19 protein-coding genes and 2 pseudogenes are annotated in these 23,282 nt (G+C 73.6%); 8 read left to right on the forward strand and 13 right to left on the reverse strand.

Annotation, left to right across the window (positions count from 1 at the left end; genetic code table 11):
- The first annotated feature begins 124 nt into the window (after window positions 1-124).
- Window positions 125-2,002 (forward strand): FtsX-like permease family protein, encoded by a 1,878-nt coding sequence (locus tag CG736_RS32295; protein WP_100589676.1) that lies wholly within the window; start codon window positions 125-127, stop codon window positions 2,000-2,002.
- A gap of 131 nt (window positions 2,003-2,133) precedes the next feature.
- On the opposite strand, the gene CG736_RS32300 is transcribed toward CG736_RS32295, so the two are convergent.
- Window positions 2,134-3,120 (reverse strand): DUF4349 domain-containing protein, encoded by a 987-nt coding sequence (locus CG736_RS32300; RefSeq protein ID WP_100589677.1) that lies wholly within the window; start codon window positions 3,118-3,120, stop codon window positions 2,134-2,136.
- 151 nt (window positions 3,121-3,271) lie between these two features.
- On the opposite strand from CG736_RS32300, the pseudogene hemG reads away from it, so the two are divergent.
- Together hemG and hemQ are read left to right on the forward strand one after the other, a co-directional pair.
- A pseudogene (hemG, locus tag CG736_RS32305) lies at window positions 3,272-4,705 on the forward strand (protoporphyrinogen oxidase); the annotation flags it as partial.
- Window positions 4,702-5,412, forward strand: a complete 711-nt coding sequence (gene hemQ, locus CG736_RS32310; RefSeq protein ID WP_043909976.1) for a hydrogen peroxide-dependent heme synthase — start codon at window positions 4,702-4,704, stop codon at window positions 5,410-5,412. The pseudogene hemG and the gene hemQ, both read left to right, overlap by 4 nt.
- A gap of 77 nt (window positions 5,413-5,489) precedes the next feature.
- Here hemQ and CG736_RS32315 read toward each other — a convergent pair whose 3' ends face one another.
- The 4 genes and pseudogenes from CG736_RS32315 to CG736_RS32335 form a co-directional block, all read right to left on the reverse strand.
- Window positions 5,490-5,957 (reverse strand): hypothetical protein, encoded by a 468-nt coding sequence (locus CG736_RS32315; RefSeq protein WP_100589679.1) that lies wholly within the window; start codon window positions 5,955-5,957, stop codon window positions 5,490-5,492.
- Window positions 5,958-6,049: 92 nt separating this feature from the next.
- Window positions 6,050-6,811 carry a TIGR04222 domain-containing membrane protein gene (locus CG736_RS32320; protein WP_100589680.1) on the reverse strand — a complete coding sequence of 254 codons (762 nt, stop codon included), beginning with the start codon at window positions 6,809-6,811 and terminating at the stop codon, window positions 6,050-6,052.
- 80 nt (window positions 6,812-6,891) lie between these two features.
- The gene (locus CG736_RS32325) at window positions 6,892-7,935 is read right to left on the reverse strand and encodes a TIGR04222 domain-containing membrane protein (RefSeq protein WP_100589681.1); all 1,044 of its coding nucleotides are present in this window, start codon (window positions 7,933-7,935) and stop codon (window positions 6,892-6,894) included.
- An 82-nt stretch (window positions 7,936-8,017) separates the two neighbouring features.
- Window positions 8,018-9,296: pseudogene (locus CG736_RS32335) on the reverse strand (DUF692 domain-containing protein).
- Window positions 9,297-9,488: 192 nt separating this feature from the next.
- On the opposite strand from CG736_RS32335, the gene CG736_RS32340 reads away from it, so the two are divergent.
- Complete coding sequence (locus CG736_RS32340) at window positions 9,489-10,403, forward strand: GNAT family N-acetyltransferase (protein ID WP_232734330.1); 915 nt, start codon at window positions 9,489-9,491, stop codon at window positions 10,401-10,403.
- 21 nt (window positions 10,404-10,424) lie between these two features.
- Here CG736_RS32340 and CG736_RS32345 read toward each other — a convergent pair whose 3' ends face one another.
- From CG736_RS32345 to CG736_RS32365, 5 genes are all read right to left on the reverse strand, one after another.
- A complete protein-coding gene (locus CG736_RS32345; RefSeq protein ID WP_157815822.1) occupies window positions 10,425-12,554 on the reverse strand; it encodes a restriction endonuclease in 2,130 nt (709 codons plus the stop codon).
- A gap of 39 nt (window positions 12,555-12,593) precedes the next feature.
- Complete coding sequence (gene msrB / locus CG736_RS32350; protein WP_100589684.1) at window positions 12,594-12,998, reverse strand: peptide-methionine (R)-S-oxide reductase MsrB; 405 nt, start codon at window positions 12,996-12,998, stop codon at window positions 12,594-12,596.
- A gap of 27 nt (window positions 12,999-13,025) precedes the next feature.
- Window positions 13,026-14,432, reverse strand: a complete 1,407-nt coding sequence (gene murC, locus CG736_RS32355) for a UDP-N-acetylmuramate--L-alanine ligase (protein WP_255419055.1) — start codon at window positions 14,430-14,432, stop codon at window positions 13,026-13,028.
- Window positions 14,433-14,533: 101 nt separating this feature from the next.
- Window positions 14,534-14,998 (reverse strand): indole-3-glycerol phosphate synthase, encoded by a 465-nt coding sequence (locus CG736_RS32360; RefSeq protein WP_100589749.1) that lies wholly within the window; start codon window positions 14,996-14,998, stop codon window positions 14,534-14,536.
- Window positions 14,999-15,126: 128 nt separating this feature from the next.
- Entirely contained in the window at window positions 15,127-15,903 is a 777-nt protein-coding gene (locus CG736_RS32365) for a pyrimidine reductase family protein (RefSeq protein WP_100589685.1), read from the reverse strand.
- A gap of 190 nt (window positions 15,904-16,093) precedes the next feature.
- Here CG736_RS32365 and zapE point away from each other — a divergent pair, with 190 nt between their 5' ends.
- The gene (zapE, locus tag CG736_RS32370; protein WP_229847577.1) at window positions 16,094-17,050 is read left to right on the forward strand and encodes a cell division protein ZapE; all 957 of its coding nucleotides are present in this window, start codon (window positions 16,094-16,096) and stop codon (window positions 17,048-17,050) included.
- 21 nt (window positions 17,051-17,071) lie between these two features.
- Here zapE and CG736_RS32375 read toward each other — a convergent pair whose 3' ends face one another.
- The gene (locus tag CG736_RS32375) at window positions 17,072-17,620 is read right to left on the reverse strand and encodes a hypothetical protein (protein WP_232734331.1); all 549 of its coding nucleotides are present in this window, start codon (window positions 17,618-17,620) and stop codon (window positions 17,072-17,074) included.
- Window positions 17,621-17,696: 76 nt separating this feature from the next.
- Here CG736_RS32375 and uvrB point away from each other — a divergent pair, with 76 nt between their 5' ends.
- The 3 genes from uvrB to CG736_RS32390 all read left to right on the forward strand — a co-directional run bounded on the left by uvrB (window position 17,697) and on the right by CG736_RS32390 (window position 21,760).
- Window positions 17,697-19,787: an excinuclease ABC subunit UvrB gene (uvrB, locus tag CG736_RS32380; protein WP_100589688.1), complete on the forward strand. Its 2,091-nt coding sequence runs from the start codon at window positions 17,697-17,699 to the stop codon at window positions 19,785-19,787.
- 176 nt (window positions 19,788-19,963) lie between these two features.
- Window positions 19,964-20,545: a TerD family protein gene (locus tag CG736_RS32385; RefSeq protein WP_100589750.1), complete on the forward strand. Its 582-nt coding sequence runs from the start codon at window positions 19,964-19,966 to the stop codon at window positions 20,543-20,545.
- A 234-nt stretch (window positions 20,546-20,779) separates the two neighbouring features.
- Window positions 20,780-21,760, forward strand: coding sequence for a TerC family protein (locus CG736_RS32390; RefSeq protein ID WP_100589689.1), 981 nt, complete (start codon window positions 20,780-20,782; stop codon window positions 21,758-21,760).
- Window positions 21,761-21,808: 48 nt separating this feature from the next.
- Here CG736_RS32390 and CG736_RS32395 read toward each other — a convergent pair whose 3' ends face one another.
- On the reverse strand, window positions 21,809-22,462 hold the full coding sequence (locus CG736_RS32395) for an MBL fold metallo-hydrolase (RefSeq protein ID WP_100589690.1): 654 nt from the start codon (window positions 22,460-22,462) through the stop codon (window positions 21,809-21,811).
- A 47-nt stretch (window positions 22,463-22,509) separates the two neighbouring features.
- Entirely contained in the window at window positions 22,510-23,262 is a 753-nt protein-coding gene (locus tag CG736_RS32400; RefSeq protein ID WP_100589691.1) for a maleylpyruvate isomerase family mycothiol-dependent enzyme, read from the reverse strand.
- Window positions 23,263-23,282: the final 20 nt, after the last annotated feature.

Below are 23,282 nucleotides of genomic sequence, written 5' to 3' on the forward strand. Positions count from 1 at the left end.
TCGTCGCCGGACCCCGCACACCCTAGGACCCCGCCCGCACCCCGCGCGGTGGAGCGGGCTCTACCTTTCGAAGTGGACCCAGCACGGCTGTGCATGACGTTTCGTCAGGGTTGGCTGACGGGCCATGAAGACCGGAACGATCAGGCTCGCCACCCGCTCGCTGCGGGCCGGCGGGCCCGCCCTGCTCGCCCCGTTCACCGCCCTCGCCCTCGGCGTGGCGTTGATGGCCACCACCCTGCTCGGTCTGGCCGCCGCGACCGCGCTGCCGCCCGGCGACGACCGGACGGCGCTGATCGCGCAGCTCGGCACCGGCTGCGGGGTCGCCGTGTTCACCGCCGGATTCGTGGTGGCGTCCAGCTACGCGTACGCGGTGGCCCGGCGGCGGCGCGAACTCGGCCTGCTCCGGCTGGCCGGCGCCACCCGCGGCCAGGTGCGGCGCAGCGTCCTGGCCGAGGCGCTGCTGCTCGGCGTGCTCGCCGCGGCGACCGGCACCGCACTGGCCCGGAGCGGCGTCCCGCTGTTCGCCCGGCTGCTGACCGCCGCCGGCCTCGCCCCCGCGGGCTTCCGGATCGGCACCCCCGGCTGGCCGCTGGTCACCGCGTTCTGCACCGGCCCCCTGGTCGCCCTCACCGCCGTCGCCGTCGCCGCGTGGCGGGCGGGCCGGGTCCGCCCGCTGGAGGCGCTGCGGGAGGCCGACGTCGACACCCGGGTGATGACGCCCGGCCGCTGGCTGTGCGGCCTGGCCCTGCTCGGCACCGCCGCCGCGCTCACCGGCACCGCCCTGTTCGGCGACCCCGCCGACCTGCTGCACCGCAAGACGTACACCCTGCAGCCGATGGTGTTGATCTCCGCGACCGCCCTGCTCGCCCCCGCCCTCGCCCGCCCGCCGCTGCGTCTGCTCACCGCCCGCCGCAGCCGGCTGCTGCCCCGACTGGTGCGCGGCGGCGCGCTCACCGGGGTGCGCCGCACCGGTGCGATCGCCGCGCCCGTCCTGCTGGCCGTCGCCCTGGCCGGCTCACTGACCGGCGCGCCCGCCACGGTCGCCGCCGCCCGCGCCGCCGAAGCCCGCGACCGGACCGCCGCCGACCACCTGCTCGTCCCGCGGGACGGCGACGGCGACGCGCTGGCCGCCGCGCTGCGCGGCCTGCCCGGCGCGGTGGTCTCGCCGACCGCCACCACTCGTCTCGCGGTCCTCGAACCCGACGGCACCGCCGTGCGCGCCGAGGCCCGCGCCGTCACCGACCCGGCCGCGCTGGCCACCGTCACCCGGCTCCCGGTGGCCGCCGGCGACGTCACCGCGCTCGACGACGACAGCGTGGTCCTCGCCGAGGAATGGGGGCACCCGACCGTCGGCGACCGGGTGCCCGTGGTCCTCGCCGACGGCACCCGCCGCACCCTGCGGGTCGCCGCCGTACTGCGCGACGGCACCGGCGACAACCCCGTCCACCTCACCCCGCGCAACGCCCCCGGCGCCCGCACCGACCGGATCGACCTGCGACTCGCCCCCGAGCTCGAAGGCCGCCTGCGCGACCTCGCGCAGGCCCACGGCGCGACCCTCGCCACCCGCGCCGACTGGCTCGCCGCGCAGTACCCGACCGACGACCCGACCCGGATCCGGCGGATCGTCGGCGTGCTCGGCCTGGCGCTCCTCTACACCGCGATCGCCCTCGCCCACGCCGTCCTCACCGCCACCGCCGACCGCCGCCGCGAACTGGCCCAACTCCGGCTGGCCGGCGCGACCCGTACCCAGGTGGTCGCCCTGGTCGCCACCGAGACCCTCGCCGTGACCACCACCGGCGCCCTGCTCGGCGCCGCCGTCACCGCCGCCGGCCTCGCCGCCATGCAGACCGCGCTGCGCCTCCTCGGCACCGCCGCCCCCCTCACCGTCCCCTGGCAGGCCCTGGGCGCGACGACCCTGCTGTGCACGGCGATCGCCGTGACCTGCGCGAGCGCAGCGGCCCTGCACGCGGTCCGGGGCCGGCCGGTGGCGGCGCTGCGCTGAGCGGCGGACGGTCGGGTCCGAGGTTCGCCGGGTGCGGTGAAGTGTCGGCCTCAGGTCGCGGTGCGGGCTGACTCGGCGTAGCTCCGGCGTTCGCTGCGCGGGCGCCGGCCGGCCGGCGTGGCGGAGTGGGCTCAGTCCTCCGTTCCGGGCGTCGGCGGGTGCTGGGGCGGGGCGGGGAAGGCGTTCCGGGCCGGGGGCGGGGTGGGGCGGGGGCGGGTGCGGCGGAGACGGAGGAGGAGCCAGGCGACGGGGGCGAGGACCAGCAGGAACGGGGCGCCGGCGGCCAGGACGACCAGGAGGCCGTGCAGGACGGCCAGCAGCGCGTGCCAGCCGCCGGTGAGGGCCTTGCCGACCGAGTGCCAGAAGCCGTCCTTGGGCTTGGCGACCGCGCCGGTGGGGTGCTGGGAGTCCGTCAGCAGGTCGAGCGTCACGGTGGAGAGCGAGGTGCGGGAGGTCAGCGCCTGCTGCTGGCGTTCCAGGGCCTCCAGGTCGGACTCACGGCGGGTCAGTTCGCTCTCCAGCGAGACCACTTCGGACAGCGTCTTGGCCTCCGCCATCAGGGCCCGCACCCGGTCCACGCTGGCGCGCATCGACTTGACCCGGCTGTCCACGTCGGCGATCTGGCCGGTGAGGTCGTCGGCCTGGCTGGTCAGGGCGAGTCGCCGGCCGAGGCCGCCGATGGCGTCCACGGTCTTCTGGTACGACTCGGACGGCACCTTCAGCGTCAGGGTGGCCTGGGCGCCCTCGCCCGCTCCGCGCCGGCTCTCGCCCGACACGAATCCGCCCGCCTGGGTGACCAGGTCCACGGCCTTGTCGCGGGCCGGTTCCAGGTCGTCCACCTTGATCGTCATCCGGGCCTGGTAGGCGATCTGCCGGTTCACCGACTGTCCGCTCGCCCCGGCCGACGGCGCGGCCGCGGCACCGCCCGCGCCCGCGCCCGCACCGCCCGTCCCGGCCGCGCCCGCCGCGGCCTTCGCGTCGGCCGGTGCGGCCGCCGCCGCGTCGTCGGCCTTGCCCGCGGATGTGCTGGTGCCGCTGCCGTTCGCGCTGCACCCGGCCAGCAGCAGCACCGCCGCCAGGACGCCGGCCGCCCCCGCTCTGCGCACCCGTACTCCCATGCCCGTCCCCTCCCCGTGTCCGTGCGGCGGGCCGCTCGCCCGCCCTCAAGCACTGTGACGCGCGGGCCCGCGGACCGGACCCGCGCCGGCGGTACCGGAACGATCACGCCTCGGCCTCACGGCGGTCTCGACGGTCGCGTGGGCCGATTCCGGATTCGGGATAAGGGCTGGAAGACTGCGGGACATGGCGAAACCTCACGTCGTGGTGATCGGTGGCGGCGTCGCGGGCCTGGCCGCGGCCGCCTTCCTCAGTGACCGGCCGGTGCGGGTCACCGTGCTGGAGGCGTCCGACCGCTTCGGCGGCAAACTGCGCGGCGGGGAGGTCGGCGGCGTCCGGGTCGATCTCGGCGCGGAGTCGATGCTGGCCCGCCGCCCGGAAGCCGTCGAACTGGCCCGGCAGGTCGGTCTCGGCGAGCAGTTGGAGCCGCCGACCACCGCCAAGGCGTCGATCTGGACCCGGGAGGGCCTGCGCCCGATGCCCGGCGGCCAGTTGATGGGCGTGCCCGGCGACCTGGACGCGCTGAAGGCCTCCGGCGTGCTCACGCCCGAAGGCCTGGAGCGGGCCGTCCACGAGCAGCCCGCCGAGATCGGCGACGACGCCCCGATCGGCGCCTACATCGCCGCCCGGCTCGGCCGCGAGGTCGTCGACCGGCTGGTCGAGCCGCTGCTCGGCGGCGTGTATGCCGGGCACGCCGACGAGATCTCGATCCGCGCCGCCGTCCCGCAGCTGCTGGCACTGGCGCAGCGCGACGGCTCGCTGACCGAGGCGGTGCGCGAGCTCACCGGCCGCTCGACCGCCACCGGCCCGGTCTTCCAGGGCCTGCGCGGCGGCCTCGGCACCTTCCCCGACGCCATCGCCGCGCACGACCGCGCGCACGGCGCCGAACTGCTCACCGGCCACCCCGTCGAGGCGCTGCGCCGCACCCCCGACGGCTGGCAGGTCACCACCGGCGGACGGCAACTGCACGCGGACGCCGTGGTGCTGGCCGTCCCCGCCCCGCACGCCGCCGCGCTGCTCGCCGCCGACGCGCCCGCCGCCGCGGCCGAGCTGCGGGGGATCGAGTACGCCTCGATGGCGCTGGTCACGCTCGCCTTCCGGCGCGCCGACCTGGCGGACAGCCCGCTCGTCGGCAGCGGCTTCCTGGTGCCGCCGGTGGACCGCCGCACCATCAAGGCGTCCACCTTCTCCAGCAACAAGTGGGGCTGGCTGGAATGCTCCGCGCCGGACACCTTCCTGCTGCGCACCTCGCTGGGCCGGCACCGCGAGGCCGCCGCGCTCCAGCTGGACGACGCCGAACTGGTGGCCCGTTCGCTGGCCGACCTGCAGACCGCCGTCGGCCTGCGCGCCACCCCGTACGACCACACCGTCACCCGCTGGACCGACGGTCTGCCGCAGTACCCGGTCGGCCACCTCGACCGGGTCGCCCGGATCCGCACCCGGCTGGACGCGCTCGGCGGCATCGCCGTCTGCGGCGCCGCCTACGACGGCGTCGGCATCCCCGCCGTCGTCGCGAGCGCCCGCCGGGCCGCCGCCGTCCACCCCGTCACCGGAACCACCCGAACAGAAGGGACAATGGGCTCATGACCGAAAGCACTGAGCAGCCTGTGAAGAAGAAGGCCCGCGACCTCAACCAGGTCATCCGCTACACCATGTGGTCGGTGTTCAAGCTGAAGGACGGCCTCCCCGAGGACCGTTCCGCCCTGGTCGCCGAAGTGGACGCCCTCTTCGAGCAGCTCGCCGCCAAGGACGTCACCATCCGCGGCACCTACGACGTGTCCGGCCTGCGCGCCGATGCCGATCTGATGATCTGGTGGCACGCGGAGAACTCGGACGACCTGCAGGAGGCGTACAACCGCTTCCGCCGCACCGAGCTGGGCCGCCGGATGGAGCCGGTCTGGTCGAACATGGCGCTGCACCGCCCCGCCGAGTTCAACAAGTCGCACATCCCCGCGTTCCTCGCCGACGAGCGGGCCCGCGAGTACGTCTGCGTCTACCCGTTCGTCCGCTCCTACGAGTGGTACCTGCTCCCCGACGAGGAGCGCCGGGCGATGCTGTCCGAGCACGGCCAGATGGCCCGCGGCTACCCGGACGTGCGCGCCAACACCGTCGCCTCGTTCGCGCTCGGCGACTACGAGTGGCTGCTGGCCTTCGAGGCCGACGAGCTGCACCGCATCGTCGACCTGATGCGCGACCTGCGCCCGTCCCGCGCGCGGCTGCACGTGCGCGAGGAGGTGCCGTTCTTCACCGGCCGCCGCAAGTCGGTCGGCGACCTGGTCGCCGGGCTGTTCTGACCCGACCGCTCCGAACCGCTCCGACAGCCGTCACCGCGCCCCCGCGCGGCGGCGGCTGCCGGCGTTCCGGGGCGCGGTCACGCGGGGGCGTTCTCCAGGTCGTCGATCTCCAGGTCGGGCAGTCGCAGCTGGTACTCGACGGGGGTGGTGGAGCCGTCGCCCCACTGCTCGGTGAGCAGCACGGCGGTGTGTCCGGCGCCGCTGCTGTCCTGGGCGACGGTCCAGCCGACCGGGACGTCCTGCGCCCGGAACACCGGGTCGGCGTCGTTGGCCTGCGCCCACCGGTCGAGCCGGGCGTTCAGGTCGGCGGTCAGGTACTTCTGCCGGACCGTCCTGGCCGCCTCGGGCCCGCCCTGGAGGACGGCGTCGCGGTACGCGGAGAAGAACGTGTCGACCCGCTGCTCGGCGGGCGTCCGGAACGCCTGCGGCTGCGAGACGCTCGGGGCCCGGTGCTGTTCGACGGCGAGTGCCGCCGGGCCGGGCGCCGACAGGACGACCGGCGAGAGGACGAGGACCGCCGCGGCGGCGATGCGGAAACGAATCATGCCGTCGAGTCTGCGAGCGGCCGGAGGGCCCCGGCGCACAACGCGCTGACGCGGCGTCGGAACTCGGCCCGGACGGCCCCGGGCCCGGCCGGCTAACGGTGGCTCAGCGCGGCCCGCAGGCGCGGGTCCTGGACGGCCTCGGGCCCGCGGATCGCGACCGCGGTGAGCAGGTCGTCGGTGCCCGCCCGGCAGATGTGCGGCCAGCGCAGGGTGCGCAGCAGGCGCTGCCCGGCGGGGGCCGCCCAGGCGGTGTAGGAGTGCACGTCGACCCGGGCCATCATCAGGGTGCCGCCGGTCAGCACCAGCGGCAGCGAGTACCAGGCGACGGCCGTCCGGGCCAGTTCGCCGTCGGAGTTCAGCACCACCGTGAGCAGCAGCATCGCGACCGACCCGAGCAGTGCGTACCGGACGTGCCGGATCGCCCGCAGCGCCCGGACCCGGACCTCCGCCGGCGTGGCCAGACCGGCCAGCGCCAGCCGGTCGCCGATGTCCCGGACGGTGGGGTGGGCGGCCAGCGCCGCCTTCAACTGGGCGGTGCGGCACTGGCCCTCGGGGCCGATCGCGGTGATCAGGGCCCGCTCCAGCCGGCCCCGGCCCTGCGGATCGACCACCGTGGTCCACCCGGTGTGCGCCAGGTGCAGCCGGCCCAGCCCGGCCATCCGGACCAGCGCCAGATCCACCACCCGGGCCGGTCCGCCCGCCAGGTACGCGGTCTCGTACAGGCCGATCCCCGAGGTCCGGTCGGCCGTCGGCAGGTGCTCGACGAGGGCGTCGGCGACCGAGGCGACCCGGACCAGGCGCAGACAGGACAGCACCGCGGCGGCACAGGTCGGGATCAGCAGCAGCACCCACATGGTGTTTGTTCTAGTCCCGCTCACGCGGCAAGCGGAATGGATCCACCTGCCGCGATACCGAACTGTGACACGATCCCGACTCAGGACCCGCAGCCCCCGCCGCCGCAGCTCGACCCGCACGAACTGGACGAACCGCACGAACTCGACGACCCGCAGGAGTGTGAGGACCCGCCGCAGGAGTGCCCGCCCGAGTGCCCCGAGTGCCCGCCGGAGTGCCCCGAGTGTCCGGACGAGCCGCAGGAGCTGACGGTGGTTCCGCACCACGCCGCGCCCGCGGCCCCTCCGGTCTCCGCCGCGCCGCCCGAGCTGCTCGAACGCCCCGCCTTCACCAGGGAGGCCGGCCGGGGCGCGGTGCCGCCGAGCGCCTCGCGCAGCGGCCGGTCCGCGGCGTCCTTCAGCGCGGCGGGCCCGTCCAGGGCGAACGCGCCGACCAGGGCGGCGTGCCCGCGGTCCACCTCGCGCGGACGCCACGGGCTGCTGCCGTGCATCAGCTGCAGCTGACGCTCCCCGGCGGGCGTGATCCGCGCCCTCGGCGGCCGGCCGACCACCAGGTGCACGACGGCGACCACGGCCAGCGCCCCGAACGCGAAGAACGGGGGAGTGGCGGCGTCCCGCCCCGGCTCGGACAGCCACTGGACGGTGGCGGCCGTGCCCAGCACCAGGGTGACCACCAGCGCGAGCACCACCAGCCGGCGGGCCCGCCAGGCGGCCTTGAGCGCGGCGGGCCGGCGCAGCAGGCCGCGGGCGGCCAGCGCGTCACCGATCCGCTGCACGTCCGGGCTGCCCAGCACGGAGGCGCGCAGCACGGACAGGTCCCGCCCGGTGCGGCCGCCGACGGCGGTGATCAGCACGGTCTCGACGGCGTCGCGCGGCGCGGTGTCGGTGACCGTGACCCGCTGGGCCCGGGAGATCACCACCCGGCCCTCGCGTTCCATCCGGACCAGCGCGGTGTCCACCGCCCGGGCCGGGCCGCCGGCCAGGAACGCGGCCTCCAGCAGCGGCATGCCGTTCCCGGGCAGGCCCCGGGGCTCGGTGACCCGGCGGCAGCGCCGGTCGAAGACGGTGGCGACGACCATGGACAGGGCGACCATGACCAGGGCCACGACGAACTGGGTGTTCCACATTCCCCCGAAGTCCTTTCGTGCAGTGGTGCGAGAGGCGGCGACACGGCCGGTGAGGTGGTGCCGAGTGCGGCGTTCGCGAGGGCTACCGGTGCGCCCGGGCGGTGCGGCGCGGCAGCAGACCGGCCCAGCGGCGGGCGGCCGGGTGGAGCAGACGGTGCAGCGCCGGGTGCCACGGCGCGGCGGGTGCGGCGTCCAGGGCCCAGGCGGCGAAGGCGTGGGCGTCGGCCCGGTAGCCGCCGGTGAGCGGGCGGCCGACGGCGTAGCGGCGGAACAGCGGTGCGAAGTCCGGGCCGAGCAGCTCGGGCAGTTCGGGCATCAGGTGGCCGACGGTCTCCCGGCGCTTGGCGAGCAGGCCCTCGGACTGGGTGTGCAGGTGCGTCGGGTCGAACCCGGCGGGGGCGGGGCCGCCCGCCACCAGGGCGGTCAGCAGCTCCTCCTGACGGGCGGCCAGGTTGCGGCGGGCCAGGGCGAGTTCGGCGTCGGCGCGGTCACGGATCAGGTACTCGTCCAGTTCGGACACGGTCGGGCTCCTTCCGGCGGTCGTGGGCCGTGCGATGGACCCGGCGAACGGCGTCGAGTTCGGCGGACAGTTCGGCGGGCGGCGGGTAGGCGCCGTCCCGCTCCAGCAGCACCCCGGGCGGGTCGGTGCGTTCGCACAGTGCGGCGAGCACCTCCAGCACGGGGGCGGTGACGGGATGGGTGTGGGTGTCGTGCCAGACGCCGTCGCGCTCCACCCCGCCGGCGACGTGCACGTAGGCCAGCGCGTCCAGCGGCAGCCGGTCGAGCTCGGCGGCCGGGTCGACGCCCAGGTTGACCCGGTTGGTGTGCAGGTTGGCGACGTCCACCAGCAGGTGCACGCCGGTGCGCTCGACGAGCTCGGCGAGGAACTGGGCCTCCGTCAGCTCGTCGCCCGGCCAGGCCAGGTGCGCGGCGATGTTCTCCAGCGCCAACGGCACCGGCAGTTCCTGCTGGGCGATCCGCACGTTCGCGGCCACCACCCGCAACGCCTCCCGGGTGCGCGGCACCGGCAGCAGGTGGCCGGCCTCCAGGCCGCCCGCCCGGACGAACGCCAGATGCTCGCTGACCAGCGGCGAACCGAGCGCTCCGGCGACCGCGGCCAGCCGCGCCAGCCGCGCCGGATCGGGCGCGGCGGCATCGCCGAGGCCCAGCGAGACGCCGTGCGGAACGACCGTCACGCCCCGGCCCCGCAGCGCCGTCAACGAGGGCGGCAGGTGGTCGGCGCAGACGTTCTCGGCGACCACCTCCACCCAGTCCAGCCCGGGCAGCCGCTCCACGGCGGTGTCGATCTCGGGGCGCCAGCCGAGCCCCGTGCCCAACCGCGGAATTCCGTGCGAGGACATATTCCACCCCTTCCCGCCGGGCCTTTCGACGGCCTCGACTCCCCCTGCCGAGGGTGTATCCGGCCGGGGCCGGTGCCAAGCGGGACACCGGAAACTCAGAGCTGAACTTGAGCTTTCCGTCCCGCTGAACGGGACGGCCCGCAGGTGGGGGGAAATTCAGCGGCGCGCAGGCGAACGACTGACTAACGTGACATGCCTATGACTTCGATGCCGTACGACATCCGCCCGTTCGCCCCCGAGGACGCCGCCGGGGCCACCGACGCCTACCGGGCCGGCCGACCGCACCTGGTCGTCACACCCGAGGTGACCAGCTGGCTCGTCGGCCTGCCGCACTACCACCTGCTGGTCGCCGAACGCGCCGGACAGGTGGTCGGCTCCGCGAGGTTCGGCCCGGTCACCGAGAGCACCGTCCCGCACCAGGGCTTCCTGAACGTCAGCGTGCTGCCCGAGCACCGCGGCAGCGGCATCGGCACCGCGCTGCTCACCGCCGCCGAACGCGAACTCGCCGTCCTCGGCGTCCGCGACGCCCACGGCTGGGCGGACGGCACCCCCGAAGCCCTCGGCTTCGCCGCCGCCCGCGGCTACCGGCGGGGCCGCCGCGCCCAGTTCGCCGGCCGCGACCTCACCGTCCCGCTGCCGCCACTGCCGCCCACCCCGCCCGGCATCGAACTCCGCACCGCCGCAGACTTCCTGGACGACCCGTACCCCGTCTACCTGGTCGACATCGACGGCACCCGCGCCGAACCCGGCGACCTCGACCTGGCGGACCAGTCCTACGAGAGCTGGCTCGCCGAGATCTGGCAGCGGCCCGACCAGGACCACACCCTCACCACCGTCGTCCTCGACCGGGGCCGGGCGGTCGCCTTCTCCGCGGCCCAGACCGACGGCCGCAGCTACTGGTCCGCGTTCACCGCGACCTGCTCCACCCACCGCGGCCGCGGCCTCGCCAAACTCGCCAAGGCCCACTCCCTGCACCGCGCGCAGGCCCGCGGCCTGACCGCGGCGTACACCAACAACGACGGCGACAACGCGCCGATGCTCGCCATCAACGACTGGTTCGGGTACCGGGTGTGCGCGGAGGAGTGGAAGCACAGCCGCACGCTCTGACTCCGGGGACGCCCTCGCCCGCTACTCGACGTCGACGCCGTGGTGGCGGGCCAGGCCCGCCAGGCCGTCGGACCAGCCCTGGCCCACGGCACGGAGTTTCCAGCCGTCGGCGGGGTGGCGGTAGAGCTCGGCGACGAGCATCGCGGAGATGGCCGGGTCGGTCGGCGGGCGGAAGGTCCAGCGGCCGGGGCCGGCGGCGAGTTCCACCGTCGGGTCGATCAGGTCCGCGCAGGTGGCGTCGCCGTCGGCGTCCAGGTTCACGGACACGGCCACGCGGTGGACGGTGTCCGGCAGGCGGTCGGTGCGGACCACCGCGCTGCCGTCGCCGGGTTCCAGGGTGACGGCCCCGGCGGCCGCGGTCGGCTGGTGGTAGAAGACGAAGTCCTCGTCGGCCCGGACCTTGCCGAGCGCGTCGAGCAGCAGCAGCGTCAGGTCGGCGTCCGCGCCGTCGGACCGGAAGCGGACCCGTACCTCGCCGTCGGGCAGCACGGTGTTCTGACCGGGCATCAACTCCACGGCCGCAGGCCCGTCGGCCTGCCGGGCGGGGACCGGGGCCGGGCCCAGTCGGCCGGGGAGGCCGTGCTCGCGGAGCAGGGTGAGCAGCATCGGGCCGTCCACCAGGGTGAGCGGCTGGCCCTCGGCGTGCTTGCGCGAGCCGGGGCCGAAGCCCGAAGTGGTCACCAGGATGCCGCGGTTGGCGCCCTGGCGGCGCATCGTGGACTCCAGGTCGCGGACGGCGCTGGGGGAGACGGTGTGCCGGTAGCGCTTGGCCTGGATGACGATCTTTCCGCCGGTGATCGGGTCGGGGTCCTCGGCGAGCACGTCCACGCCCTCGTCGCCGCTGCGGGCGGTGGTGCTGGTGCGGAAGCCGCGGCGGCGGAACAGCTCGGCGATCAGCTTCTCGAACTCGATCGGGTCCATCGCGAACAGGTCCGGCTCCTCGCCGTCCCCGGCGGAGGTCGCGGCGGTCGGGATCTCGGCCACCGTGTCGGCCTTCTCGGGCCGGGCGGAGAGCCGTCCGCCGAGCGCGTCCTGCAGGCAGTCCAGTGGTGCGACGCGGTCCAGGGCCAGCCCGGCGAAGGTCGCCCGGTGCACCTCCACCGCCAGCAGGCAGCGGTCGCCCTCCTGGCCGGTCGCCGGGTCCGGGGCCACCACGACGCCGTTCAGGCCGACGGTGGCGATCAGCCCGTCGGGGTCGGCCCGGAACACCTCCGCCAGGACCCGCAGCGCGCACTGCGCCAGCACCTCGCGGTAGATCTCCTTGCGCTGGCCGGCCGGCCGGGCCACCTCGTCCTCCCGGTCGTCGGACCGGACGTAGCGGTAGCGGCCGACCGTCGGCACCACGTCGAACGCGGGCAGTTCCCAGCGCACCACCAGCCGGCGGGTGTCCGCGTCCCAGGAGGCCTCGCCGTCGGTGGGGAAGCCGTCCGGCCAGTCCTCCCGCCAGTCGACGACCGCCTCGAAGTACTCGGCGACCGCCGCCGCCTCGCCCGCCCGCAGCCGCTGCGCGAGCCGCCCCGCCTGGGTGCTCTGCCCGGCCAGCAGACGGTGCCGCTCGGCCGCCCACGCGTCGTACTGGGCGCGGTAGTCGGCGAGTTGGCGCTGCCGCTGCTGCTCGGCCGCCCAGGCCGCCTGCCAGTCGTACTCGAACCTGGCCCGGGCGTGCCCGGCCTGTTCCTCCCACTGGCGGCGCGCCGCCGGGTTGTACGCCTGAGCGCCCGTCAACGGCGGCACCAGGTACCAGTTCTGATCGGGCATCGGCACCGGAACGCCCAGCGGCCCCGGGTCGAACGGCGGGATCGCGCCCTGCCCGCCCCGGCTCTGCTCCGCCAGCGAGAACCCCGGACCGGCCAGCCCCGCCGCCAGCACCCCGCGCAACTCGGCGACCCGGTCGTCCAGTTCGGCCGTCCGACGGGCCGCGTCCGCGTCCCGCTGCTGCTGGTACGCCTTCAGCGCCTCGCGCTCGCCCCGCGCCGCGGCTCGCTGCGCCTCGCGCTGCGCCCGCTCGTGGTCCCGCTGTTGGGCGGCCGCGGCCTTCCGCTGCGCCTCGACGCGGCGGTGCTGCTCACGCTGCGCCTCCGCCAGTACCGACCACACCCCGGAAGACCGCCGCCGCGCCACGCCCGCCCCACCCACGTCCAGACCGAACAAGAGCGATCAGTCTTCCACGGGGGCGGGCGTCGGCGCTTCCTACTCGGCGGGCTTCAGCCGCAGCGAGATCGAGTTGATGCAGTACCGCTGGTCCGTCGGCGTGTCGTAGCCCTCGCCCTCGAACACGTGCCCGAGGTGGCTGCCGCACTTCTTGCAGCGCACCTCGACCCGGCGCATCCCGAGGCTGGAGTCCTCCAGGTACTCCACCGAGTCACCGGCCAGCGGGGCGTAGTAGGACGGCCAGCCGCAGTGCGACTCGAACTTCGTCTCGCTGCTGAACAGCTCCGCGCCGCACGCCCGGCAGCTGTACACGCCGACGGTCCTGGTGTCGGTGTACTCGCCGACGAACGGGCGCTCGGTGCCGGCCTCGCGGAGCACGTGGTACTCCTCAGGGCTCAGCTCGGACCGCCACTCGGCGTCGGACTTCTGGACCTCGTAGCTCACGGCACTCTCCCGGGCTCGCCGTTCGACTCAGACAGCAGGTGCAACGTCCGCCAGGGCGGCCAGAATTTCCGGGCCCAGATTGGTGACGTCGCCCGCGCCCATGGTCAGCACCAGGTCGCCGGGGCGGGCCAGGCCGGCCAGCACGGCGGGCGCGGCGGCGAACTCGTGCTCGGCCCGGACGTCCGCGCCGGCCCGGCGGGCCGCGTCGATGATCAGCTCGGCGGTGACGCCCGGGATCGGGTCCTCACGGGCCGGGTAGATGTCCAGCACGACCGAGCCGTCGGCCAGCGCCAGCGCCCGGCCCATCTCCTCGGCCAGCTGCTGGGTGCGGGAGAACAGGTGCGGCTGGAACACCACCAGCACCCGGCCCGCGCCCGCCGCCTCGCGGATCGCCTCCAGGTCGGCGGCCATCTCGGTCGGGTGGTGCGCGTACGAGTCGATCACCTGCACGCCGCGGGCCTCGCCCTTCAGCTGCAGCCGCCGCCGCACGCCGGTGTACGCGCCCAGCGCCTTCGCCAGCCCGTCCGCCGGAACGCCCAGCGCGACGCCCGCGGCCAGCGCCGCCACCGCGTTGTGCGCGTAGTGCCGGCCCGGCACCGAGACGGTGAACGTCAGCCGCTCGCCGCCCAGTTCGACCGTCACCTCGCTGGTCATGCCGTGCGCCGCCACCGACAGCACCCGCACGTCCGCGTCCTCGGCCGCGCCGACCGTCACCACGTTCAGGCCCGCCCGCCCGGCGACCCGGCGGGTCAGCTCGCGGGCGCCCTCGTGGTCGGCCGACACCACCAGGGTGCCGCCGGGGACGATCCGGGCGACGAACGTCTCGAAGGACTCGTAGATCTCCTCCATCGACGCGTAGTTGGCGTGGTGGTCCAGCTCCACGTTCAGCACGATCGCCACCTCGGGCGCGTACTTGTGGAAGCTGCGGTCGCTCTCGTCCGCCTCCGCGACGAAGATGTCGCCCGCCCCGTGGTGCGCGTTCGACCCGGGCAGGTCCAGGTCGCCGCCGATCGCGTACGAGGGCTCCAGGCCCAGCTCGCCCAGGCTGACCGCCAGCATCGAGGTGGTGGTGGTCTTCCCGTGGGTGCCCGCCACCGCGAGCGCCCGCCGGCCGCCCATCAGCGCCGCCAGCGCGTCCGAACGGTGCACCACCGGGACGCCCCGCTCCTGCGCCGCCACCAGCTCCGGGTTGTCGGCGCGGATCGCGCTGGAGACCACCACGCTGCTCGTCCCGGCCGGCAGGTGCTCGGCCGCGTGGCCGACGAACACCGTCGCGCCGAGCTCGCGCAGCGCCCGCACGGTGTCCGACTCCTTGGCGTCGCTGCCCGAGACGGTCGCGCCGCGGACCGCGAGGATCTTCGCCAGACCGGACATGCCGGCGCCGCCGATGCCGATGAAGTGCGGGGCGTGCAGGTCGTGCGCGGCGTCGTTCAAGGCTGGCTCCGTACTGGCGTGAGGAGGCGGAAACGGGTCGTCCTGCGGTCCCGCCTGCGTTGCGGGACCACGGGACGATTCTGCCCTAATCGGGAGGCGGGTCAGGAGTCGCTGGCGAACAGCTTGAGTACGGGGACGCCGACCTCGTGCCGGGCGCGGGAGGCCCAGTCGCGGTGGAAGAACTCCTCGACGAAGTGCGGCGAGGTCAGCACCAGCACCTCGTCGGCCCGGTTCTCCTCCACCACCTCGCGCAGCCGCACCAGCGGCTGCTGCTCGACCACCTCGCCGACCGCCTCCGCACCGGCCCGCTGCAGGTGCCGCAGGCTGTGCTCCAGGGACTCCCCGGCGAGGCTGGGCCCGTTGCCGTCGTGCTCGTCGTGCTCGTGCACCGCCTGGTCGAGATGGCCGAGGGCCACATCGTCCAGGGCGCGCAGCAGTTCGTCCTGCTTGCCGCGCGGCTGCATCAGGACGACGAAGGACACCTGCTCGTCGCCGTGGAGAGTGGTGACCAGTTCCACGTCGGCGTCGGAAAGTGCCTTCTCGATCATCAGTACGGTCTTGAACACGTGAGTCCCTTCGCTGGTGCGGGCCCCCGGGTCCGGCATCCCCTCCTTTCATAGTGCCCGGAGGAAGGATTCCTCACGCTGCACACGCGCCACACGGAACACGTGGTCCACATCGGTCAGGAAGTGGCTCAGGTGAGCGCGGGGTCGCTCGGGGAGCGGTCCGGATCGGTCGGCCGCAGATAGCGGGTGAAGAGGAAACCTTTCTCCTCGATCAATGACACCAGCCGCATCCGCCGGACGTCCGCGATTCCCGGACCGTTCACGATCCTCGGTGAATCGCCTCCCGTCACCAGCGGGGCCACCGAGAGGCACAGCTCGTCCAGCAGACCGTCCGCCGCGAGTTGGCCGAGCAGACGGGGACCGCCCTCCGAGAGCTGCCGCCGCCAACCGCGCTCCGTGAGCGCCGCGACCGCCCTCGGGAGGTCCACCGTGCCCGTTCCCGCGGTGATCACCTCGGCGACCCCGGCGGTCCGGGCCAGCCGGTCGGCCGGCGCGTCCGAAGTGGTGATCACCACCGTCGGGACCAGCGGCTCGGTGAACAGCGGCGCCGAGAGGTCGAGGTCCAGGCTCCGCGTCACCACCGCGATCACCGGGGCCGGCAACTGACCCGCCGCGGCGCGCTGCTCGGCGAACTCCTTCCGCGCCCGCCCCGGCCGGTACCCCTCCGCCCGCACCGTCTCGGCGCCCACCAGCACCACGTCGCACAGCGCGCGCAGCACCCCGAAGATCCGCTTGTCCGCTTCGCTGGACAGCCCGTCCGAGAGGCCGTCGAGCCGGGCCGCGCCGTCCAACGACGCCACCATGTTCGCCCGCAGCCACGGACCGTCCGCCGGATACGCGTACGCCCGGGCCAGCCACTCCAGACCGCCGGGGGTGCCGGGGGTGTTGCCGATCAGTTGCTCCATGGCTCAAGTTTCGCAGTGGAGAGCACCACCGGGTGCCCCCTGCGCGGCCCGGTCTCGCATCCGCCGGCTCTCCCGCTCACCTGTACGCTTGTTCTCCGTGTCTGCACCTGCCTCGGAGTCCGAAATCCGTACCGTGACAGCCCTCGCCTCTCGGCGGCCGGTGGTTCCGGCCGAGCGGCTGGTGGCCGAGATGGTGCCGCCGCCGCGGTTCGCCGGTGTGAGTTTCGGCAGTTACCTGCCGGATTCCTCGCAGCCGAGCCAGTACGAGGCCGTGCAGATCCTGGAGGGTTTCGCGGCGAGCCTGAACGCGGGTGCGGAGCCGGTGAAGCGCGGGTGGTTCCGGCGGTCCGCGCCGGCGCCGAGCGGGCCGGCAGGGATCTACCTGGACGGCGGGTACGGCGTAGGAAAAACGCATCTGCTGGCGTCGCTGTGGCACGCCGTGCCGGGGCCGAAGGCGTTCGGCACGTTCGTCGAGCTGACCAACCTGGTCGGGGCGCTGACGTTCCAGGGTGCGGTGAAGACGCTGAGCTCGCACCGGCTGCTGTGCATCGACGAGTTCGAGCTGGACGACCCGGGCGACACCGTGCTGGTGTCGACGCTGCTGAGCCGGCTGGTGGAGAACGGCGTCAAGCTCTGCGCGACGTCGAACACGCTGCCGGAGAAGCTCGGTGAGGGCCGGTTCGCCGCCGCCGACTTCATGCGGGAGATCCAGGGCCTGTCCTCGCACTTCCGCCCGGTGCGGATCGACGGCCAGGACTACCGCCACCGCGGTCTCCCGGACGCGCCCCCGCCGTACACCGACGCCGAGGTGACGGACCGCGCGGCCACCGCCCCCGGCGCTTCGCTGGACGACTTCGACGCCCTGCTGGAGCACCTGAAGGAGGTGCACCCCAGCCGCTACGGCGCCCTGCTGGACGACATCGGCTCGGTCTTCCTGCGCGGCGTCCGCCAGGTCGACGACCAGGCGACCGCGCTGCGCCTGGTGGTGCTGGCGGACCGGATGTACGACCGGGAGCTGCCGATCACCGCGTCGGGCGTGCCGTTCGACCAGGTGTTCACCGAGGAGATGCTGCGCGGCGGCTACCGGAAGAAGTACCTGCGGGCGGTGTCCCGGCTGGTCGCGCTGGCCCGGGACTCAGCCAAGTAGCCCGGCCCGTCCGGCCGCGCCTCAGTCGTACAGGGTGACGCCCGGCAGCGGTCGGCCGTCGGCGTCGAACAGCGGCGTTCCGCAGTCGCAGCGCTCCCCGGCCAGGGTTTCGTCGGGCAGCAGCTGCCAGACCAACTGCTGCCCGCAGCCGGGGCAGTCCAGACAGACCAGGGTCGGCCCGGCGCCCCACGGCAGTACCGGGCTGTCCCGGTGGGTCAGTTCGGGCGGTTCGCCGGTTCGCGCGACCAGCACGGTGTAGGCGTCGTCCCCGTGGTGCACCAGCAGGAGCGTGCAGTCGAGGCCCGCCAGCACCGCGGACAGGTGGTCGAGCTGGCGCACGGGAAGGTCGCCGCGCCGCAGCGTCGGGTCCTGCTCGGCGGTGCGGCGGACGACGGTGTCGTCGACGTCCGCCGGGTCCGCCCCGAAGGCCCGTACCCGCTCGGCCACGAACGCCGCGAGCAGGCCGGGCGACTCCTCGCCGCTCCAGTCCATGGCGAAGGCCACCCCGTCGATGTCGACCCCGCGGGCCCGTTCGTCGGGCGTGAGCACCAGTTCGTCCAGCTCTGTCATGCCGGGCACGCTAGCCGGGTCCGCCGACAGCCGGGACGAGCCCCGGACTGTCGGTGGCCGGTCGTACCGTGGAGGCGTGCGTCCCATCACGAGTATTGAGCGGTCCGTGGCGCCCTTCGAGGTCGTCAGCCCCTTCCAGCCCAATGGTGACCAGCCGGCGGCCATCGCCGAGCTGGAACGCCGGATCCGCGCCGGGGAGAAGGACGTCGTCCTGCTCGGTGCGACCGGCACCGGCAAGTCCGCCACCACCGCGTGGATGATCGAGAAGCTCCAGCGCCCCACCCTGGTGATGGCGCCGAACAAGACGCTGGCCGCGCAGCTGGCGAACGAGTTCCGCGAGCTGCTGCCGAACAACGCGGTCGAGTACTTCGTCTCGTACTACGACTACTACCAGCCCGAGGCGTACGTCCCCCAGACGGACACGTACATCGAGAAGGACTCCTCGATCAACGAGGAGGTCGAGCGGCTGCGCCACTCCGCCACCAACAGCCTGCTCACCCGGCGGGACGTCGTGGTGGTGGCGTCGGTGTCGTGCATCTACGGCCTCGGCACGCCGCAGGAGTACGTGGACCGGATGGTGCAGCTGAAGGTCGGCGAGGAGGTCGACCGGGACGCGCTGCTGCGCCGCTTCGTGGACATCCAGTACACCCGCAACGACCTGGCGTTCAGCCGCGGCACGTTCCGGGTGCGCGGCGACACCGTCGAGATCTTCCCGGTGTACGAGGAACTCGCCGTCCGGATCGAGATGTTCGGCGACGAGATCGAGGCGCTGTACACGCTGCACCCGCTGACCGGCGAGGTGATCAGCCAGGACGACTCGATCTACGTCTTCCCGGCCTCGCACTACGTGGCCGGCCCGGAGCGGATGGAGCGCGCGGTCCGGGACATCGAGACCGAGCTGGAGCAGACCCTCGCCCGGATGGAGAAGCAGGGCAAGCTGCTGGAGGCCCAGCGGCTGCGGATGCGCACCACCTACGACATCGAGATGCTCCGTCAGATCGGCACCTGCTCGGGCGTGGAGAACTACTCGATGCACTTCGACGGCCGCGAGCCGGGCTCGCCGCCGAACACGCTGCTCGACTACTTCCCCGAGGACTTCCTGCTGGTCATCGACGAGTCGCACGTGACGGTCCCGCAGATCGGCGCGATGTACGAGGGCGACGCCTCGCGCAAGCGCACGCTGGTCGAGCACGGGTTCCGGCTGCCCTCGGCGATGGACAACCGGCCGCTGAAGTGGGAGGAGTTCCAGGAGCGGATCGGCCAGACCGTCTACCTGTCGGCCACCCCCGGCAAGTACGAACTGGCGCGCGGCGACGGGCAGGTGGAGCAGATCATCCGCCCGACCGGTCTGATCGACCCGGAGGTGATCGTCAAGCCGACCGAGGGCCAGATCGACGACCTGGTGCACGAGATCCGGCAGCGGGTGGAGAAGAACGAGCGGGTCCTGGTCACCACGCTCACCAAGAAGATGGCCGAGGACCTTACCGACTACTTCCTCGGGCTGGACATCCGGGTCCGCTACCTGCACAGCGACGTCGACACGCTGCGCCGGATCGAGTTGCTGCGCGAACTGCGGGCCGGCGAGTACGACGTGCTGGTCGGCATCAACCTGCTGCGCGAGGGCCTGGACCTGCCCGAGGTGTCGCTGGTGGCGATCCTGGACGCCGACAAGGAGGGCTTCCTGCGCTCCGGCACCTCGCTGATCCAGACCATCGGCCGGGCCGCGCGCAACGTCTCCGGCCAGGTGCACATGTACGCCGACAAGATCACCCCGGCGATGGACCTGGCGATCTCCGAGACCAACCGCCGTCGCATCGTCCAGCAGGCGTACAACGAGAAGCACGGGATCGACCCGCAGCCGCTGCGGAAGAAGATCGGCGACCTGCTCTCCACCATGGCCGGCGAGGACGTGGACACCGAGGAGCTGCTCGCCACCGGCTACCGCCAGCAGGGCAAGGGCAAGGCCCCGGTGCCCTCGCTGGGCCTCGACCGCAAGCCCGCCAAGAGCCTGCCCGCGGCCGAACTCGCCGAGCTGATCCAGGACATGACGGACCGGATGCACACCGCCGCCGCCGAGCTGCAGTTCGAGGTGGCGGCCCGGCTGCGCGACGAGGTCAAGGAGCTCAAGCGCGAGCTGCGCCAGATGCGAGAGGCCGGCATGGCCTGATCCGAACGGTCCGAAACGGCCGTCATGTCGTGGTTCTGCCACAGTCTCGCCGTCCCGGACCGGGGCGGCGGGGCGGCAGCGTAGGGTGGTGCGCGGCCGGCGTGGGGCCAGGACGCTCCTGTCACGGCCGGTCGGGTGCGAGACCGGGGGCAACCCGGAGGAATGGGGTGGTCGGCGTGTCGGTGAGCCTGGCGAAGGGGCAGAGCGTCAGCCTGGCGAAGTCCAGCGGCGGAACTCTGAGCGTGGTCCGGATGGGTCTCGGCTGGAAGTCCGCTCCGGGCAAGCGCGGCTTCTTCAGCCGCCGCCCGAAGGAGATCGACCTGGACGCGTCCGCCCTGCTGTACGACGGCAAGGCGATGAGCGACGTGGTGTTCTTCTCGCACCTGGTCAGCAACGACGGGTCGGTGCAGCACACCGGCGACAACCTGGTCGGCGGCGTCGGCGCGGGCGAGGACGACGAGAGCATCCTGGTCGACCTGACCAAGGTGCCGCGCCGGGTCACCCAGATCGTGTTCACCGTCAGCTCGTACAGCGGCCAGAACTTCCTGGAGGTGCAGAACGCGCACTGCCGGCTGGTCGACGAGACCACCGGCCAGGAGCTGGCCCGCTACGACCTCACCGGCGGCGGCACCCACACCGGGCAGATCATGGCCAAGGTGGAGCGGGAGGGCACGGGCTGGAAGATGACCGCGATCGGCGCGCCCGCCACCGGCCGCACCTTCCGGGACATGCTGCCGTTCGTCGAGCCCTTCCTGTAGGCCCGACCGGCCCGACCCGGGGGCATCCCTTTACCTTCTTTACCTTCCCTTGGTGTTCCTGTTACTCTCGACGGGAGCGGAGGGGAGTATTCCCCGTTCAGTGACCCCGTCATCACGGCTGCCCGTCGCGGCATCCCGGGGCGCTGGCCGTGCGGCGCCGACCGACGGGCGCGCCGTGCGGCGGAAGAGACCTCCGGCAGTGACGATGTTCGCCTAGCTGCCGGAGGAGCAGTCATGGACGTTTCCGCAGGCCTGTGGGCCGGCACCATCGCGGTGCTGGCCCTGTTGATCCTGGCCGATTTCTTCATCGGCGGTCGCAAGCCGCACGAGGTCTCCATCAAGGAGGCCGGGATCTGGACCGCGGTCTGGGTCGTGCTGGCGGTGCTGTTCGGTGGATTCCTGTGGTGGTACGGCGGCGGGCAGCCGGCCGGGGAGTTCTTCGCCGGTTACATCACCGAGAAGTCGCTCAGCGTCGACAACCTGTTCGTGTTCATCCTGATCATGGGCAAGTTCGCGGTGCCGAAGATCTACCAGCAGCGCGTGCTGATGTTCGGCGTGATCATCGCCCTGGTGCTCCGGGCGGTCTTCATCGCCGGCGGCGCGGCGCTGGTCTCCAGCTTCTCCTGGGTGTTCTTCATCTTCGGCGGGTTCCTGATCTGGACCGCCTGGAAGCTGCTCAAGGAGGCCCGCGCCGAGGAGGAGGGCGAGGAGGACTTCGAGGAGAACCGGCTGCTCAGGTCGATCCAGAAGCGCGTCCCGTCCACCGACCAGTACCACGGCACCAAGCTGTTCGTCCGGGAGAACGGCCGCCGGCTGATGACCCCGATGCTGATCGTGATGATCGCGATCGGCACCACCGACGTGCTGTTCGCGCTGGACTCGATCCCCGCCATCTTCGGTCTCACCCAGGACCCGTACATCGTCTTCACCGCCAACGCCTTCGCGCTGATGGGTCTGCGGCAGCTGTACTTCCTGATCGGCGGGCTGCTGAAGAAGCTGGTCCACCTCTCCTACGGCCTGTCGGTGATCCTCGGCTTCATCGGCGTGAAGCTGGTGCTGCACGCGCTGCACGAGGCCGGGGTGCACGTCCCGGAGATCAGCATCCCGGTGTCGCTGGGCTTCATCCTGCTCACCCTGGCGGTCACCACCGTCACCAGCCTGATCGCCGCGCGCAAGCAGGACGACTCCGACAAGCCGGAGAAGATCGAGGCCTGACGGCACGCACGAGGGCCCCCGCTCCGGCGGGGGCCCTCGTGCGTGCGCTCACCAGCCGCGTTCGCGCCACTCCGGCAGGTGCGGGCGCTCGGCGCCCAGCGTGGTGTCGTTGCCGTGGCCCGGGTAGACCCAGGTCTCGTCCGGGAGGACGTCGAAGATCTTCCCGTTGACGTCCCGGAACAGCGAGTCGAAGGCGGCCGGGTCGCCCCAGGTGTTGCCCACCCCGCCCGGGAACAGGCAGTCGCCGGTGAACAGGTGCGGGTGGCCCTGCGGGTCGTCGTAGACCAGCACGATCGCGCCGGGGGTGTGGCCGACCAGGTGGCGGACGGTCAGCTCGATCTGCCCGACCCGGAGCACCGAGCCGTCCTCCAGCGGGACGTCGGTGGGCACGTCGACGCCCTCCGCGTCGATCCGCCCGGCCGCGGTGCGCGCCCCGGTGGCGGCGACCACCTCGGCCAGCGCGCCCCAGTGGTCGTGGTGCCGGTGGGTGGTGACCACCATGGCCAGCCGGCTGCCCACGGTCTCCAGCAGCACCGGCGCGTCGGCGGCCGCGTCGATCAGCAGCTGCTCGTCGGTGGCCCGGCAGCGCAGCAGGTAGGCGTTGTTGTCGTACGGTCCGACCGCCACCTTGGTGATGATCAGGTGGGCCAGCTCCCGGACGTCCGGCGCACCGCCGACCTTGACCGTTCCGTGGTACGTCATCACGTCGCTCCTCGCTGCCGCTGGGGGTGTCCCGTCAACCGGCACCATCATCCCATCGGGGGCAGCTCGGGCAGGGCGGTGCGCGCGTCGACCAGGCCCTCGTGGCCGCGGTGCACCTGCAGGCCGTCGCCGTCCGAACGCCCGGACAGCCAGCCGGTGAGCGCCCGGACCGGGCCCTCGACGGTCAGCTCCGGCTCGCCCGCGCCGCCGAGCCGGGCCTCCAGCCCGGCGTCCTCGGCGATCAGCCGGACCACCGGCAGGCCGTCGAGGGCGCCGAAGTGGGTGCCCAGGCGCCGGAACTCGGCGATCGCGAACGGCTCCGACCAGTGCGCCGGGGTGTAGCCGGCGTTCAGGTCGACGTGGTGGTACTCCAGCTCGGCCAGCCGCTTCCCGGGCAGCTGCCAGGCCGGGAAGGTGTAGCCGGAGCGGTGCGTGAGGGTGGCCTGCCAGTGCTCGGGGGCGAGCAGCCGGGCGGCGTCCACGAAGCGCTGCTGGCTGCCCCGGACGTCGGCCAGCTGCACCTCCAGCGGCCGGCCGGAGCCGGCCTCGATGTCGGCGTCCCGGGCGGCCGGGCTCGCGTACTGCGGGATGTCCCGGCCGGTACGGGCGCCGGTCAGCAGGTTGACCAGCGAGTCGGCGTTGCGGGCGATGTGCGCCAGCACGTGGCCGCGGGTCCAGCCGGGCAGCCCGGACGGTTCGAACACGTCTTCGGGCTTCAGCTCGGACAGGGTGTGCAGCAGGACGTCGGTGCTCTCGACAGTGGCCCGCAACTGCTCGGCTGCGGTGGTCGCGTCGCTCATCGGGTGGTGCCTTTCGACGG

The organism is Kitasatospora sp. CB02891 (assembly GCF_002803145.1).
Classification (GTDB): domain Bacteria; phylum Actinomycetota; class Actinomycetes; order Streptomycetales; family Streptomycetaceae; genus Kitasatospora; species Kitasatospora griseola.

What these genes read in the sequence shown, in the direction of transcription:
- CG736_RS32315 (WP_100589679.1), bottom strand. Translation starts at nt 5,957, where the DNA reads ATGATTCGTTTCCGCATCGCCGCCGCGGCGGTCCTCGTCCTCTCGCCG.
- zapE (WP_229847577.1), top strand. Translation starts at nt 16,094, where the DNA reads ATGGTGCCGCCGCCGCGGTTCGCCGGTGTGAGTTTCGGCAGTTACCTG.
- CG736_RS32395 (WP_100589690.1), bottom strand. Translation starts at nt 22,462, where the DNA reads ATGACGTACCACGGAACGGTCAAGGTCGGCGGTGCGCCGGACGTCCGG.
- CG736_RS32365 (WP_100589685.1), bottom strand. Translation starts at nt 15,903, where the DNA reads ATGGAGCAACTGATCGGCAACACCCCCGGCACCCCCGGCGGTCTGGAG.
- CG736_RS32300 (WP_100589677.1), bottom strand. Translation starts at nt 3,120, where the DNA reads ATGGGAGTACGGGTGCGCAGAGCGGGGGCGGCCGGCGTCCTGGCGGCG.
- CG736_RS32295 (WP_100589676.1), top strand. Translation starts at nt 125, where the DNA reads ATGAAGACCGGAACGATCAGGCTCGCCACCCGCTCGCTGCGGGCCGGC.
- CG736_RS32320 (WP_100589680.1), bottom strand. Translation starts at nt 6,811, where the DNA reads ATGTGGGTGCTGCTGCTGATCCCGACCTGTGCCGCCGCGGTGCTGTCC.
- CG736_RS32400 (WP_100589691.1), bottom strand. Translation starts at nt 23,262, where the DNA reads ATGAGCGACGCGACCACCGCAGCCGAGCAGTTGCGGGCCACTGTCGAG.
- hemQ (WP_043909976.1), top strand. Translation starts at nt 4,702, where the DNA reads ATGACCGAAAGCACTGAGCAGCCTGTGAAGAAGAAGGCCCGCGACCTC.
- CG736_RS32375 (WP_232734331.1), bottom strand. Translation starts at nt 17,620, where the DNA reads ATGACAGAGCTGGACGAACTGGTGCTCACGCCCGACGAACGGGCCCGC.
- CG736_RS32325 (WP_100589681.1), bottom strand. Translation starts at nt 7,935, where the DNA reads ATGTGGAACACCCAGTTCGTCGTGGCCCTGGTCATGGTCGCCCTGTCC.
- CG736_RS32390 (WP_100589689.1), top strand. Translation starts at nt 20,780, where the DNA reads ATGGACGTTTCCGCAGGCCTGTGGGCCGGCACCATCGCGGTGCTGGCC.
- CG736_RS32340 (WP_232734330.1), top strand. Translation starts at nt 9,489, where the DNA reads ATGCCTATGACTTCGATGCCGTACGACATCCGCCCGTTCGCCCCCGAG.